Here is a 14,351-nt window from a genome sequence, read left to right as displayed (position 1 = left end):
GGATCCTCCCTTATCCCATATTTATTTATGGGTGGGGGCATTAGATTGGGAATTTGCTTTCTGCAATTTTTATTCTAAATACATATGTAGATCTATTATATAAACCAAAAACTAAAGAAGTTGATGCAGCGGAAAATCTACTTCTTGGCTCATCAATTCTTGATTTATGCCCCTTTTCTAACGCATCAACATAAGACATTCCTGCCATTAACGATTTCGATATATCTGCAATTCGTTCATCTTTAAAGGAACATAAAACATTATGTGCAAAACTATTTCTAATCTTTCTAATTATCTCAATTTCTCTAAATTCAGCCTCATTAATCAAACCAAGAGCTCTGCATAATAAAGTTTTTGAAGAAAGGTTTGATAATGGTGCATTAGGAACATTAAAGAGCTTTTTCACAGCTTTATTATCAAGCATAAAATTTGTTAGTATTTCTTCCAACATTTCTTCAATTAACGAGGCTACAACTAGTGCTTTGCCTCTATCACTTTCGTTATTTGATTCTTTCAAAAAATCTCTCAACCTTTCAAAATAAGGATCTTGTAGAAAATTTCCTTTCTTAGACATGAACTTTATCCACACATTTAAATAAAACTAAAGCATTATAAGTGAAAAAATATGACCTGAGCAGGATTCTCCTTCTTTCAGTCGGAGGAGCGCTTCGCTTTCAAACCTACCCGTGGCTTCGCCACTTTTGTAGGCTCTCATCAACTGCACCAAACTCTTCAAATAAAAAAATCGCCCAGAGGGCGAATTTACATTTGAAGTGGTGGTGAGAGTAGGATTCGAACCTACGTACGCTTACGCGGGCAGATTTACAGTCTGCTGCCTTTAACCACTCGGCCATCTCACCACGTGTGGTCATCAACGAGGTGCAATTTAACCACCTCCGTCGCAGTTGTCAATTGCTATTCATAGAGAAATCGCAAAAAATCTGCAAACCCGCCTACGCATGCTTAAAAATTAAGCAAATTTGTGCTATTAGAGGGTAGTTTGAACACTTTTCTTTGTATGTCGTTCAAAGTCATCTGCACAGCTAAATACAATAAATCCAGCCACTGCAAGCAGCAGAATCGCAGATATGTTCGATATAGAAAGAGTCATAGTCTTTCACCCTCATATTCAGTTTTTACCGTATACAAGTATAGTGCTTTTACGCAGCTCTTACAAGCGGTGTCAGCATAAGCTCTTGGAACTTCGCCTCAAATTGCTCAAAGTTTTCTTCAAACATGTCTTGAAGCATTTTTGCTTGTTCCATGTAGGCTGTCTTATCCTTCCAAGTACTCATTGGGTTAAGCACATTGTTAGGCACACCTGGACATGTTGTTGGCATAGAAAGGCCAAATACAGGATGCGTTGTGTAGCATGCTGTTTCAAGCTCACCGTTGAGAGCAGCTCTGAGCATAGCACGTGTATAAGCAATTGGCATACGCTCACCCGTACCGTAAGCACCACCTGTCCAGCCAGTGTTTACAAGCCAGCAGCGCGCGCCTGTTTCTTCGAGTTTTTCAGCCATTAGCTTTGCGTATTCTACTGGATGGCATGGCATAAATGGTGCGCCAAAGCATGCAGAAAAGGCTGCGACTGGTTCATCACCAAGCCCCTTCTCCGTACCAGCAATTTTAGCTGTATAACCAGAAAGGAAGTGATAAAGCGCCTGCTTTGTATCTAGGCGGCTAATTGGAGGCAATACACCAAAGGCGTCAGCTGTCAGCATCACGATATCCTTAGGTGTTGGGCCCGTACCTGTTGCACTTGCGTTTGGAATAAACTCAAGCGGGTATGACGCACGCGTGTTCTCAGTGAGAGACGCATCATCAAGATCCAGCTCACGTGTGACATCGTCCATAACCACGTTTTCTAGAATTGTTCCAAAACGCTGTGTTGTGGCGTAAATTTCAGGTTCAGCATTTGCACTTAGGCGAATTGTTTTCGCGTAGCAACCGCCTTCAAAGTTAAAGAGGCCGCGCGTACTCCAGCCATGCTCGTCATCCCCTACAAGTGTGCGAGAACTATCAGCTGAAAGCGTTGTTTTACCTGTACCAGACAGACCAAAGAATACCGCTGCATTGCCCATATCGTCCACGTTAGCACTACAGTGCATTGGGAATACACCCTGCTCTGGCAGTACGTAGTTAAGGACTGTAAAGATAGATTTCTTTATTTCACCTGCGTAGCTTGTACCACCAATCATCACGCGCTTATTTGTGAAATCAATCACAATAAACGTGCCTGAGTTCGTGCCATGCTTTTCAGGTGTCGCTGTAAATTCTGGTGCATGGTAAATCGTAAAGTCTGATGAAAAGTCTTCGTATTCTGCATTTTGCAGACCAATAAACATATTTTGTGCAAAGAGTGTATGCCATGAAGATGGGCTGACTGTGCGTACCCCAATGCCATAGTCTGCATCAGCGCCTGCGTAAGAATCTTGTACGTATAAATCTTGACCTTCATAAGAAGCCATAACATCTGTAAAGAGCGTTTCGGCTTGCTCAGTCGTCATTGGCTGGTTCACTTTCCCCCAGTCAATCGTGCCTTCTGTTGTGCTGTCTTTCACAATAAACTTATCGTTAGCACTTCGGCCTGTGTGCTCACCAGTTTCAACAACCAAAGCCCCATTTTTAGAGAGTTTAGCTGTGCCTGCTTTAAGGGCATGTTCTGTGAGCTCACCTGCTGTAAGATTTGTGTAAACAGTACGTGTTTTCACGAGAGTTTCTGGTAGAGTTTCACCAGTTTGACGTCCAAGAATAGGCATAAATCCCACTCCTTACTTGTTATTGTTTTGAGACGTTATTGTGCCACAGAGGAAACACCGAATCACTCAATTTTTAAAAATTCGTCGGCTTTTTTTAATTGTCAGATTCCGCTCATGCTAGAATGCATAATAAATCTAGGGTAACAGGGATTAAGGAGACACCATGGACGACGGCTTCGGCGGTATCACAAACAAACCACTTCCTCCAATTGGAGACAGTAACGAGCAAGATCAAGCTCCTCAGGCGCCACAAACAGAGGCACCTGAACGTACATCTATACCAACATCCCCTCCTCCATCTGCAGCGCCAAGTGCACCTGCACCGCAAGCGCCTACAGCTGCACCAAGCGAGCCTGTTGCAAGTGACGATGATAAACTTAAAGAATTCCTAGACCAGAAGCGCGCGTCAGAGGTTAAACCTGCTGCGCCAACAGGTCTTTACAGCGATGATCCTATGGCACGTCGCTACCTCCTACCCATTCTTAAATACATGGAACGCGATGACATTGAAAACTTCAAAGAGCTTATTATTAATAAGCCTGGCCAAGTGATTATGGAAGATGCGCGTGGTAAATGGATTTACCACGACGATCCAGCTCTTACGCTTGATGTTCTTGAAGACATGGCCCGCGTTCTCGCCAACCGCACAGGTCAGCTTTACCACCCAGGTAAGCCAATTCTCTCTTGTAAGTTTGAAGGCGGACACCGTGTACAGATTGTCGGTGGATTCAACACCATTACAGGTTTCATCATGTCAATTCGTATTCAGCGTAAAGAGACATTTACCATTGATGACTTCCACATGACACCTGAGGATAAAGAAAAAGTAATTGAAGCCATTACAGGCCACAAAACAATTCTTATCTCTGGCGGTACAGGTACGGGTAAAACCTCCTTTATGAATGCCGTCCTCCCTTACGTACAAGAAGAAGACCGTCTTGTGACGCTAGAGGACGTACCCGAGCTGCGCATTACACAGCCAAACTGGTGTCCGATGATTTTCAGTAACAACGATACGGGTGTTGGTAACCAAGATATTAAAGACCTCTTGAACGCCACACTGCGTCTGCGTCCTGACCGTATTATTCTTGGTGAGATTCGTAAAGAGAACGCTTTCACCTTCTGTAGTGCCATCAACACGGGTCACGAAGGGTCAATGGCAACCATTCACGCCAACAACCCAGCAACAGCGCTTGATGCCGTTATTAACCGTGTCCTTCTAAATGGTGATACAGCTGAAAGTGCACTAGGTGTCCTGCGTCGTCAGCTGATTGCAGATATTTATGGCGTTGTTCAGCTCAAACGTGAAGGTGCACGCATTAGTGCCTACTTCCACAAGCTTGAAGTGGATGACCCAACACTCAAAAGTAAACAAGATTAAACATAGCCCCCAACTTGGGGGCTTGTTTTTGCCCTAAACCATCACCATAATTTAACTACTGAACCCATGCAGAGTAAGACTTACCCTGCAAAGGGAAACTCTCGTTCTGTTTCTTTTCTGGGAATTTTTTCCCCTTATGTCTTAAGGAGACTCACCATGACCATTGCAAATGCAATGACCGCTCTGACCGAAGGAAAAATTGCAGGCTTTGTTGTGGAAGGCACCTACCTGACGCAACACAAAATTCCGGCTTTCAATGGTCGGGAACGGAAATACAAACTGGTGTTCCAAATGCACCCGATGAGCGGAAATGTCTGTTGCAGCGAGGTTGGCGGCATTCGCCGTTATGGCCCCGCAGACAGCGATACATTTGATGAAGTGCTGACCCAATACACGGGAAGCGCCGACCCTGCTCCCTCGAACCAGGTCATCATCCGCCAGGCAGAAGAGGCAGAACTCACGGTTTTCGGTGATCCTGACAGCCTGGTTGTCGAAGAGCTGAGCGACGCAGAACTGCGCGCCATGGGCTTTACCGCCTAATCGAATAAAAGCTAAGGCCCCTGTATTGTAGGGGCCTTAGCTTATTTTACATTCTGTTTTGTTTGAGAAAGCATCGCCATACTATGAGCTTCATCCGCGTCATAGCCAGCCTCTTCAAGTACTTTTTCAGCAAGGCCTTGGCTCACAGCCAAATGCTCAGGAACTGCATCTACGTATGGGATTTTTTCTAGAATGGCTTCCTCGCTCTCATCCTCTGCACGAGCATAAATCGGTAAGTTCGGATGAAGCTTACGAATATTTTTAGCAAGCTTTTTGGTTGCAACAGGTTCATCTAACGTAATCACTGCACACAATGCATGTTCTAACTCAGCAGCCATAACCGTCGTTTTCTTACTAGAGTCCGCAAAGTACACAGGGTAGCTGGTTGATTTCAGTTTATGTATTTTTGCAGCATCATTATCAAAACCAACAACCTTCATCCCCTCTCTGCACAGGATTTCAGCGACAGTTTGACCCATACGTCCAAAGCCAAAAATGACGATATGGCCTTTTTTCACTTCTTCTGGGACAAAGATATTTTCTTCTTCAACTTCTCTGACCTCTACCCATGCTCCAACTTTGCGAGAAAGCACCGTAATAAGTGGCGTCACAAACATTGTGAGACCAACTGTAATCAGCATGAACTGTCCAACATTTTCTGCTACAAGACCAAGCGCCAGCGCAGAACCAATAACAAGAAGGCCAAACTCACCAGCTTGAGAGAGCATAATTGCAGATTCAGCAGCAACAGCCTTACTCTGCTTCCACATTCTGCAAAGTGGGTAAATGATTGCAGCCTTAATCATCATAAGGCCAACAACAGAGAGCCCAAGCCAAACTGGTTTTTCCGCGATAAAATCAAGGTTAATGCTCATACCAAAAGATAAGAAGAAAATCCCGAGAAGCATCCCTTTGAACGGTACAACCATCGCCGTAATTTCATGACGGTACTCTGTATCAGCCAGAAGTAAGCCTGCAATAAAAGCACCCAATGCCATAGACATCCCTGCAAAACCAGCAACAGATGCACTTACCACAACAGTCAGTAAACTCAGCGCCATAAACACTTCATGCCCGCCATACTGGTTTGCAAAGGCAAAGACGGGCCTCAAGATACGTTGACCAATCACGTACATTGCCGTCGCTGTCAGCGCCATAATAGCAAGAGATTTAGTTGTGAATAAAAACATGTTTTCGCCTGGCTCAGCAGCAAAAATAGTCAGAAGGAATAAAATTGGAATCACGGCTAAATCTTGTAAAAGCAAAATACTAAAACTCGCACGCCCAGCGGGCGCAGCAAACATCTTCTTCTCATGAATCCATTGAATAATAATGGCCGTAGATGAGAGAGAAAGCCCAAGACCAAGAAGAATAGAAAGCTGAGCACTGTTCCCCCAAAGGAAGGCAATTCCCCCAATCACAAATGCGCTCGTTAAAACTTGTGCACTCCCAAGTCCAAAAACCAGATTACGCATTTGCCACAAACGTTGCGGTGTAAGTTCCAGCCCAATCACAAATAACAGCATAATAATACCAAGCTCTGCGAGCATTTTTACATGAGCAGTCTCAGTCAGAGCAAAATGAGAGAAGAAAGGCGAATACTCAGCAAGAGCTCCAACGCCATAAGGGCCGAACACCACGCCTGCAATCAAATACCCCAGTACGGACGGCACTTTAAAACGTTTAAGCAGTGGAATAATAAGTGCAGCCAACGCTAAAAACAGCCCTGCTTCTAAAAGTACGTTGAGGAGTAATGATTCTTTCATCCCCCCATTGTACCGAAGTGATAAAGAATATCAAACCTATTGAAAAGGGTACAAAAACCGTGCTAGTTTTGAACCAATAAATTAAGGATAAAAAATGACTGCTCTTGTTTGGTTTCGTGATGATCTTCGTATAGCTGACAACCCTGCGCTTAACGCGGCTTCAGAGTCAGGCAAAAATGTTGTTGCTCTTTACATTTTAGAAGACCATTTTAACTGGAACATTCAAGGCGCTGCTAAATGGTGGCTCCACCACAGCCTGACAGCGCTTCAAGAAGAGCTTAAGTCTAAATACAACCTTCCCCTGACAATTCTACGCGGAAATAGCGAAGAGCTTCTTCCAAGGTTTTGTGAACAACACCATATCTCAGACATTTTCTGGAACCGTAGATATAGTGAAGAGCAGCGTGCAAATGATAAAGCCTTAAAAGACATCCTGCCAAAAGTAACCAGCTTTAATGGCAACCTTTTAAATGAACCATGGCAAGTTCAAAATAAAACAGGTGGATTTTACAAAGTTTTCACACCTTATTGGAAAATGGTGCAAAGCATGCCTTATGAGACGCCTCTCGCAGCACCAAAAACGCTGAAGCCATATACGGCTTCTATTGAGTCACTTTCTATTGCAGACTTAGATCTTCTGCCAACCACGCCCAACTGGGCTACAGGTTTCAAGGAGTGGACACCGGGTGAAACTGGTGCATGGAAACGCTTTATGCATTTTATGGAAAACGGCATCAAAGGCTACAAAGATGGCCGAAACATCCCTTCACAAGACAATGTTTCTCGCCTCAGCCCACACCTACGCTTTGGTGAGATCTCACCAAGGCAAATTTTTGAGGAAACAGAAAAGTTTAGAACGGCTCACGGGCACGATAATGATGTTCTGCACTTTCAAAGCGAGGTTGCTTGGCGTGAGTTTTCATACCACCTGCTTTATCACTTGAAGGACCTCCCCCGCATACCTCTCAGAGAAGAATTTAATCACTTCCCTTGGGCACAGGTAGATGAAGAAACATTGAAAAAATGGCAAACAGGCAAGACAGGCTACCCAATTGTAGATGCTGGCATGCGTGAGCTTTGGCATACAGGCTATATGCATAACCGTGTACGCATGATTGTAGCCTCTTTCTTGGTTAAACACCTGCGCTACCACTGGCACCATGGAGAAGACTGGTTTTGGGATACACTCCTAGACGCAGACATTGGGAATAACAGCGCTAGCTGGCAATGGGTCAGCGGCTGCGGTGCAGATGCCTCTCCTTACTTCCGCATTTTCAACCCCATCACTCAAGGGGAGAAGTTTGACCCTGAAGGCACTTATACTAAAAGATGGGTTCCAGAGCTTAAAGAAGTCCCTAAAAAACTTCTCTTCAAACCTTGGGAAATGACGCAGATGGAACAGCTGACAAGCGGTGTAAAAATTGGTGAAGATTACCCAGAGCCGCTTGTTGAGCATTTTAAAGCGAGAGAGCTGGCCCTAAGTGCATATCAATCTATTAAAAAATAATCTTCCGCAATGAATGGGAGGAGTTTTTTCTTTTTAGAAAACGCTGAGTAGTTCAGCTACTTAAGTTGCGCTAAAAAGGAAAGAATACCCCATTTAAAAAGTAGCTTTTTTTGTGCAAATCGCTTACAAGGTCTAAGAACTTAATCAAAGAGATAGATTCATGAGCACGGAAAACATTCGTAATATTGCAATTATTGCCCACGTAGACCACGGGAAAACAACCCTGGTAGACGCCCTACTTTCACAAACAGGTACATTCTCAGCGCACGAAAACGTGAGCGAACGTGCTATGGATACAGGTGACATTGAAAAAGAACGTGGTATTACGATTCTTGCGAAAACAACGGCGATTCAGTACGAAGGTCACAAGATTAACGTTGTAGATACTCCAGGTCACGCAGACTTTGGTGGTGAAGTAGAACGTGTTCTTGGTATGGTTGATGGTGTTGTTCTTCTTGTAGACGCTGCTGAAGGCCCAATGCCACAAACGAAGTTTGTACTTGGTAAAGCCCTTGCGCTTGGCCTAAAGCCAATTCTTGTAATTAACAAGATTGACCGTGGTGACTCTCGTATTGATGAAGTTGTAAACGAAGCCTTTGATCTCTTTGATAGCATGGGTGCAACTGAAGAGCAGCTCGATTTCCCTATCCTTTACGCTGTTGGCCGTGATGGTTGGGTGAGTGAAGATCCTGAGAAAAAGACAGACAACTGCTTCCCTCTTCTAGACCTTGTGCTTAAGCATGTAGAAGCACCAAAAGGTGATGAAAACGCACCAGCAGCAATGCTGGGTACAATCGTTGAGCGCGATAGCTTTGTTGGTCGTATCGTAACAGGCCGTATCCACAGTGGTACGTTCAAAAAAGGTATGCCTCTTAAAGCTCTAGACCGTGACGGTAAAGAAATTGAAAAAGGTCGTATCACGAAACTTTACGGTTTCAATGGCCTGAAAAAAGTAGAAATTGAAGAAGCGCAAGCAGGTGACATCGTTGCCATTGCTGGCCTTGAAGAAGCATACGTATCTTACACACTTTGTACGCCTGAAATGAAAGAACCGCTAGAAGCGATTGCGATTGACCCACCAACAATTGCGATGACATTTGGTATTAACGACTCTCCACTTTCTGGTGATGACGGTAAGAAGCTTACATCTCGTGAAATTGGTGACCGCCTAACGCGTGAAGCTGAAATTAACGTTGGTCTTATTGTTGAGCAAGGCGCTACACCTGAAACATTCCGTGTTATGGGTCGTGGTGAGCTGCACCTTGGTGTCCTTATCGAAACAATGCGCCGTGAAGGTTTTGAACTTTCAATCTCTCGCCCTGAAGTGATTATGACTGAAGGTGAGAATGGCGAAAAGCTTGAGCCGTTTGAAGAAATTATTATTGATGTAGATGCCGAGCACGCAGGTGCAGTCATGGAAAAAATGGGTCTGCGTAAAGCTGAACTGACTGATATGATTGCTGACCACCAAGGTAAGCAACGCCTTATCTTTGAAGGCCCTAGCCGTGGTATGATCGGTTACCGTAGTGAATTCCTAACAGACACACGTGGTACAGGTATCCTCACGCGCCAATTCAAGCACTACGGTCCTGTGCGCTCTGTTGCCAGCACACGCCGTAACGGTGCTCTTGTAAGTATGGAGAAAGGTGACGCTGTGGCGTTCGCACTCTTCAACCTAGAAGCTCGCGGTATTATGTTTGTAAACCCAGGTGACCCTGTTTACGACGGTAGCATCATTGGTGAAAACAGCCGTGTGGAAGACCTTGAAGTGAACCCAATTAAGGGTAAGAAGCTTTCTAACGTACGTGCAAGCGGTAAGGATGAAGCGGTAACGCTAACACCTCCTCGCGCTATTACGCTTGAGTACGCCCTAACGTACATTCAAGAAGATGAGCTTGTGGAAGTAACACCAAACCACATTCGCCTACGTAAAAAAGGCCTTGATAGCCACACACGTAAAAAGCTCTCTCGCCAAATGGCAAGCTAAGGGTTGAAAACCTATTAAATCCTCCCCATATATGAGTTATGACTCAGTATTAGGGAGGATTTTTTTATGCTGACACAAGATGTTTTAAACGGTTATAAATCTGGTAGTGCCCCAAACGGTGATAACGCTGACTTCTGCCGTATTCGCAATGATGAGAATGATATGAATGGTGTTGATGAAAACTCTAAAGCATTCCAAGCTGTAAACGGTTCAACCGATGAACGATTGGAACAATGGAGCGGTATGAGCCTGCGCCATGCCATTGAAAAAGGTGAAACGCTTGGTGAAATTTTAGACAATGCACAAGAATCAAAAAGTTCAAATATTATTCAAACTGAATATGGCCCAATGGTTAAGGTGGCTCAGATGCCTGAAAACCAAAGCAGGTACGACGGTGTTACAAGTTATGATGCATATATCTTTGAAGATGGCTCTGTCGCTATTGAACGTTCTGAGTTTGGTGAATTTGAAGCCCAATTCCATAGTCATGCTATTACACCAGACGCACTAAGAGAAGTAGCAACAGATCAAGCACGCTATATTGATGATAAAGATGCAGCTCTAGAAGAAGTTGGTAAACTCATGTCTACGATTAAGGCTGTTAAAAACGGAGAAATGGAACTAAGTAATGTTGAGCCATGCAATTTAGCAGAACTTGCACGCAAACAAGAAGAAACTGAAATGGCACAACACCAAGATGATTATGGTCTTGACTGGGGACTTGATGATTATCGCTAAATATATCTAATAAAAAAGCTCCCAAACGGGAGCTTTTTTATTGTATTTATGACCTAAAGGTCGAAGCCTGTCATGCGAAGCATCAGGGTATTCTCACTCCATTCAGATTTCACTTTCACACGTAGGAACAGATGAACATCTGTTTCCATCATTTCCATAAGTGCGCGACGAGAACGAGATCCGATTTTCTTAAGAACTTCACCGCCCTTACCCACAACAATTTGCTTTTGACTATCACGCTTTACGTAAATCATTTGATCAATACGGATGGACCCATTATCACGCACTTCATAGTTGACTGTTTCGACTGCCATCGCATATGGAAGCTCTTGCCCAAGAAGCATATAAGCTTTTTCACGCGTAATTTCTGCTGCCATCATACGCATTGGAATATCTGTAATATCATCAGGGTCAAACAGGAATGGACTTTCAGGCATTTCCTTTTCAAGAGCATCTAATACATCATTCGTACCGTCGCCTTTCTCTGCTGAAATTGCAAAAATCTGTTTAAAGAACCCAAATTCACCTGCACGCTGCATAAGCGGCAGAAGTTTATCTTTATTGAGAGTGTCAACCTTGTTGAGTGCAAGAAAGATTGGTTTACGGCTTTCACGAAGCCCTTCAAGAACCATCGTTTCTTTTTCACCGAACCCTTTTTTAGCATCTAGCACAAACAGAGCAGCATCTGCTTCCTGCACTGCGCTCCAAGCACTCGCAACCATAGCCTGGTCCATCTTTGACTTACCTGGCTTATATACCCCAGGCGTATCAACAAATACCAACTGAGAGTCATCCCGGCTCACAATACCACGTACATTAAAGCGCGTTGTTTGTACCTTAGGTGTTACAATTGAGATCTTCTCACCAACCACTTGGTTCATGAATGTAGATTTACCAGCATTTGGCGCACCAATAATGGCAATAAAGCCTGCACGAGTTGTCATAAGTTATAGAACTCCTTGCTCTTTAAGGAGCACTTGAGCGGCATTTTGCTGTGCCTGCTGTTTAGATTTTCCAGAGCCGAGCGCTTCACCAAAGTTATTCGTTTTACAAGAACCTTGAATGTTGCGTCATGGGCTTCACCAAGCATTTCTGAAAGTTCATACTCTGGTAGCGGCTCACCTTGCTTCTGTAACCATTCTTGCAGGCGAGACTTTGCATCAATAAAGCTTGTTGCCAGAATATCCTCTGACCAAAACTCAGCAATCACCTTTTTAGCCTCAACAATTGTACCGTTATTATCTAGGTAAATCGCTGCAAGCAGGGCTTCCATGGCATCTGCAAGGATTGCATCTTTTTCAGCACCACCGTTTTGACGCTCACCTTTACCAAGAAGAAGAAACGCGCCAAGCCCAATCTTACGTGCTACTTCAGCAAGCGTTTCTTTACGCACAAGGCTTGCTACACGCTTAGAAAGGCGGCCTTCCGGCTGGTTCTTCATCTGGTGATAAATCATGTCTGCAATACATAGGTTCACAACACGATCACCAAGAAACTCAAGGCGTTCATTACTAATGTGCGTGCCATCAGGGTGCTTGGTATATGAAGAGTGGCAAAGCGCCTCAATAAGAAGCGCTCTGTTTTTAAACGTATAATTAATTTTGTTTTCGAGTTCCGAAAACTCTGGCCAATGCGGCCTATCTTTAGGATTCATTCTCTTTTACCTTTAGGTTAAGGAACATACGGTCAAACCTTGGCATGTAGTTATGGCCAAGTGAAAGCCACGTAAATGACGCACGACCAACAATATCTTCACGAGGAAGGAAGCCCCAGTTCGGATACATCCATCCACGGCTATCATGGCTGTTATCACGGTTATCACCTATCACAACATAATGGCCTTCTGGTACAGTTGCTTCACGCAGGTTTTTCTCTTCTACCATTGGCGTCAAGTACACATCATGTACCGTTCGTCCGAGGTCCTCTTTATACAGGTTAACTTTATAGCTAAAGTTCCCATTATCTACATAAGTCTTTTGTTCTACATATTCAAGTGGGGCAACTTCACCATTAATGCTTAAAAATTTACCTTCATAAGAGATTTTATCACCCGGTACTGCAACAATGCGTTTAATAAAGAACGTTGGCCCTAGCCCCATAAAGCTACCAGGAAGTTCAGGAGCTTCACGTTTAAACACAACAATATCACCACGCTTAGGTGCTTTTTCAAAGAATGTTTTATCTGTGAAAGGAATATTCAAACCGTATGTATATTTATTCACAAACAGAAAATCACCAATCTCAAGTGTTGGCACCATTGAACTTGATGGAATGCGGTATGGCTCAAACCAAAAACTACGAATCACAAAGGCAATCGCAAGTGCAATTGCGATTGTTTTAATAAAATCCCATACTGAGTACAGGAATGATGTTGGCTTTTCAGTTGCCATTTTCCTACTTTCTTTTTTTCTTCAGATCGCGACCAAAGGCGATAAGTTCTGTATAAATCTCTACACGGTCTCCCTCAGAGAGCATTGTATCAATAGATGTTCTTTTACCATAAATTCCAACATCTAGGGCGTTTAAACTTTCAAGGCTGTTCACTTTTACAAGGCCACTTTTTACAATCGCAGCTCTCACAGTGCTTCCTACCGGCAAAGACAGCTCTTTTTGAAGGGCTTCATTCTGCTCTGCAAGAGCCACTTTCACTTGAATCATTTACATTTTCTCCGCAACAACATAGGCCACAGCAAGGCCCGCTTCATCAGAAAGAGAAAGGTGTAGCTTTACATCTCCAAAGTGTGCAATAGCCTTTTCAGAAAGCATTACATAAGGCTGTCCACTTTCATGATGAGAAATTTCAATATCTTGAAAGGAGAGCTTTTCACCAATGCCAGTACCAAGAGCTTTAGAGACAGCTTCTTTAGCAGCAAATCGCTTTGCATAAGCCTCAGCAGAATCTTTACAAAGTTCCCCCTCAGCAAGTAAACGCTCAGAAAACTGCTCTTTGCTTTTAGAGAAAATCTTTTCTATACGCGCAATTTCACAAATATCAACACCGACACCAAGGATCATGCTTCTTCATCCTTACTCATCATGTCTTTAACCTTTTCAAAGCCTTTTTTAATAAGCTCCCTCTTCTCTTTATTTTGCTCACGACGCCTTTTAAGAAAAGCTGAACGCGCTTTACGGTAAGACTCAATATGCAGGTAAATCACGATATACGTCACAGAGCCAGCAACAATACCACTTGGCACCCCACCCACCGTCATAGGAAGCAAGTATTCATCCCATAAAACACGCATATTAGAAAAATTAAAGCTTTCAATCAAAAACTTAGGGTCAAACTCATGAATCTCTTGATAAATCATGAACTGGCCGAGGCTATATGTCCATGCAAAAATAAAGGGGAATGTCCAAGGGTTTCCAACAATAATAGACACTAAAACAGAAACAACAAATGAGCCCTTTAGCAAATAACATAGCAAGAACATTGTCGCAATTTGCGTTCCGAGATATGGCGTAAAAGAAATAAAGACACCAATCGCCGCACCCATTGCCACATAGTGTGTAGAGCCTTTAGAGCGCTTAATACGTAGCTCCGCCCACCTTAGAAGTGCTGCAACGCCCATGCTTGGCCAAAACACTTCTGACCAGCGGTGCCCTACATGAAGACGCTTTTTCGTGTGGCGCCCTCTCTTACGCTGTTTTTTATTCACTTTAAAAACAG

General features: G+C 43.7%; 14 protein-coding genes and 1 tRNA gene. 5 read left to right on the top strand and 10 right to left on the bottom strand.

The genetic code is table 11. From position 1 onward, the window contains the following. Positions 1 to 40 precede the first annotated feature (40 nt). The 3 genes from VX730_00590 to pckA form a co-directional block, all read right to left on the bottom strand. Positions 41 to 574: a hypothetical protein gene (locus tag VX730_00590; GenBank protein MEC9290879.1), complete on the bottom strand. Its 534-nt coding sequence runs from the start codon at positions 572 to 574 to the stop codon at positions 41 to 43. Between the two features lie 200 nt (positions 575 to 774). Next, a tRNA-Tyr gene (locus VX730_00585) sits at positions 775 to 860 on the bottom strand. Positions 861 to 1,160: 300 nt separating this feature from the next. Next, on the bottom strand, positions 1,161 to 2,762 hold the full coding sequence (pckA, locus tag VX730_00580) for a phosphoenolpyruvate carboxykinase (ATP) (GenBank protein ID MEC9290878.1): 1,602 nt from the start codon (positions 2,760 to 2,762) through the stop codon (positions 1,161 to 1,163). 163 nt (positions 2,763 to 2,925) lie between these two features. On the opposite strand from pckA, the gene VX730_00575 reads away from it, so the two are divergent. Both VX730_00575 and VX730_00570 read left to right on the top strand, forming a co-directional pair. Then, the gene (locus VX730_00575; GenBank protein ID MEC9290877.1) at positions 2,926 to 4,143 is read left to right on the top strand and encodes an ATPase, T2SS/T4P/T4SS family; all 1,218 of its coding nucleotides are present in this window, start codon (positions 2,926 to 2,928) and stop codon (positions 4,141 to 4,143) included. Positions 4,144 to 4,299: 156 nt separating this feature from the next. Then, a complete protein-coding gene (locus VX730_00570; protein ID MEC9290876.1) occupies positions 4,300 to 4,683 on the top strand; it encodes a hypothetical protein in 384 nt (127 codons plus the stop codon). Positions 4,684 to 4,724: 41 nt separating this feature from the next. Here the strand turns inward: VX730_00570 and VX730_00565 are convergent, their stop codons facing one another. Beyond that, positions 4,725 to 6,449: a cation:proton antiporter gene (locus tag VX730_00565; GenBank protein MEC9290875.1), complete on the bottom strand. Its 1,725-nt coding sequence runs from the start codon at positions 6,447 to 6,449 to the stop codon at positions 4,725 to 4,727. 94 nt (positions 6,450 to 6,543) lie between these two features. Between VX730_00565 and VX730_00560 the strand changes: the two genes are divergently transcribed. The 3 genes from VX730_00560 (at position 6,544) to VX730_00550 (ending at position 10,681) form a co-directional block, all read left to right on the top strand. Continuing rightward, the gene (locus VX730_00560; protein ID MEC9290874.1) at positions 6,544 to 7,956 is read left to right on the top strand and encodes a deoxyribodipyrimidine photo-lyase; all 1,413 of its coding nucleotides are present in this window, start codon (positions 6,544 to 6,546) and stop codon (positions 7,954 to 7,956) included. Between the two features lie 160 nt (positions 7,957 to 8,116). Beyond that, positions 8,117 to 9,943, top strand: coding sequence for a translational GTPase TypA (typA, locus tag VX730_00555; protein MEC9290873.1), 1,827 nt, complete (start codon positions 8,117 to 8,119; stop codon positions 9,941 to 9,943). Positions 9,944 to 10,009: 66 nt separating this feature from the next. Continuing rightward, positions 10,010 to 10,681 carry a hypothetical protein gene (locus VX730_00550; protein ID MEC9290872.1) on the top strand — a complete coding sequence of 224 codons (672 nt, stop codon included), beginning with the start codon at positions 10,010 to 10,012 and terminating at the stop codon, positions 10,679 to 10,681. Positions 10,682 to 10,734: 53 nt separating this feature from the next. Here VX730_00550 and era read toward each other — a convergent pair whose 3' ends face one another. The 6 genes from era to VX730_00520 are packed head-to-tail and all read right to left on the bottom strand — an operon-like array spanning position 10,735 to position 14,340. After that, the gene (era, locus tag VX730_00545) at positions 10,735 to 11,625 is read right to left on the bottom strand and encodes a GTPase Era (protein ID MEC9290871.1); all 891 of its coding nucleotides are present in this window, start codon (positions 11,623 to 11,625) and stop codon (positions 10,735 to 10,737) included. Next, positions 11,622 to 12,335, bottom strand: coding sequence for a ribonuclease III (gene rnc / locus VX730_00540; GenBank protein ID MEC9290870.1), 714 nt, complete (start codon positions 12,333 to 12,335; stop codon positions 11,622 to 11,624). The genes era and rnc overlap by 4 nt, the downstream gene beginning before the upstream one ends. After that, positions 12,325 to 13,071: a signal peptidase I gene (gene lepB / locus VX730_00535; protein MEC9290869.1), complete on the bottom strand. Its 747-nt coding sequence runs from the start codon at positions 13,069 to 13,071 to the stop codon at positions 12,325 to 12,327. The genes rnc and lepB overlap by 11 nt, the downstream gene beginning before the upstream one ends. Before the next feature lie 4 nt (positions 13,072 to 13,075). Continuing rightward, positions 13,076 to 13,339 (bottom strand): RnfH family protein, encoded by a 264-nt coding sequence (locus VX730_00530; protein MEC9290868.1) that lies wholly within the window; start codon positions 13,337 to 13,339, stop codon positions 13,076 to 13,078. Next, the gene (acpS, locus tag VX730_00525; protein ID MEC9290867.1) at positions 13,340 to 13,696 is read right to left on the bottom strand and encodes a holo-ACP synthase; all 357 of its coding nucleotides are present in this window, start codon (positions 13,694 to 13,696) and stop codon (positions 13,340 to 13,342) included. It abuts the gene before it with no gap. Further along, the gene (locus tag VX730_00520; GenBank protein MEC9290866.1) at positions 13,693 to 14,340 is read right to left on the bottom strand and encodes a DUF2062 domain-containing protein; all 648 of its coding nucleotides are present in this window, start codon (positions 14,338 to 14,340) and stop codon (positions 13,693 to 13,695) included. The genes acpS and VX730_00520 overlap by 4 nt, the downstream gene beginning before the upstream one ends. Positions 14,341 to 14,351 lie beyond the last annotated feature (11 nt).

The sequence above is a fragment of the Pseudomonadota bacterium genome (assembly GCA_036141575.1).
Lineage (GTDB): Bacteria > Pseudomonadota > Alphaproteobacteria > UBA2136 > JAPKEQ01 > JAPKEQ01.
Note: the sequence above shows the minus strand (reverse complement) of the source record. Positions and strands in the feature narration are given on the sequence as shown.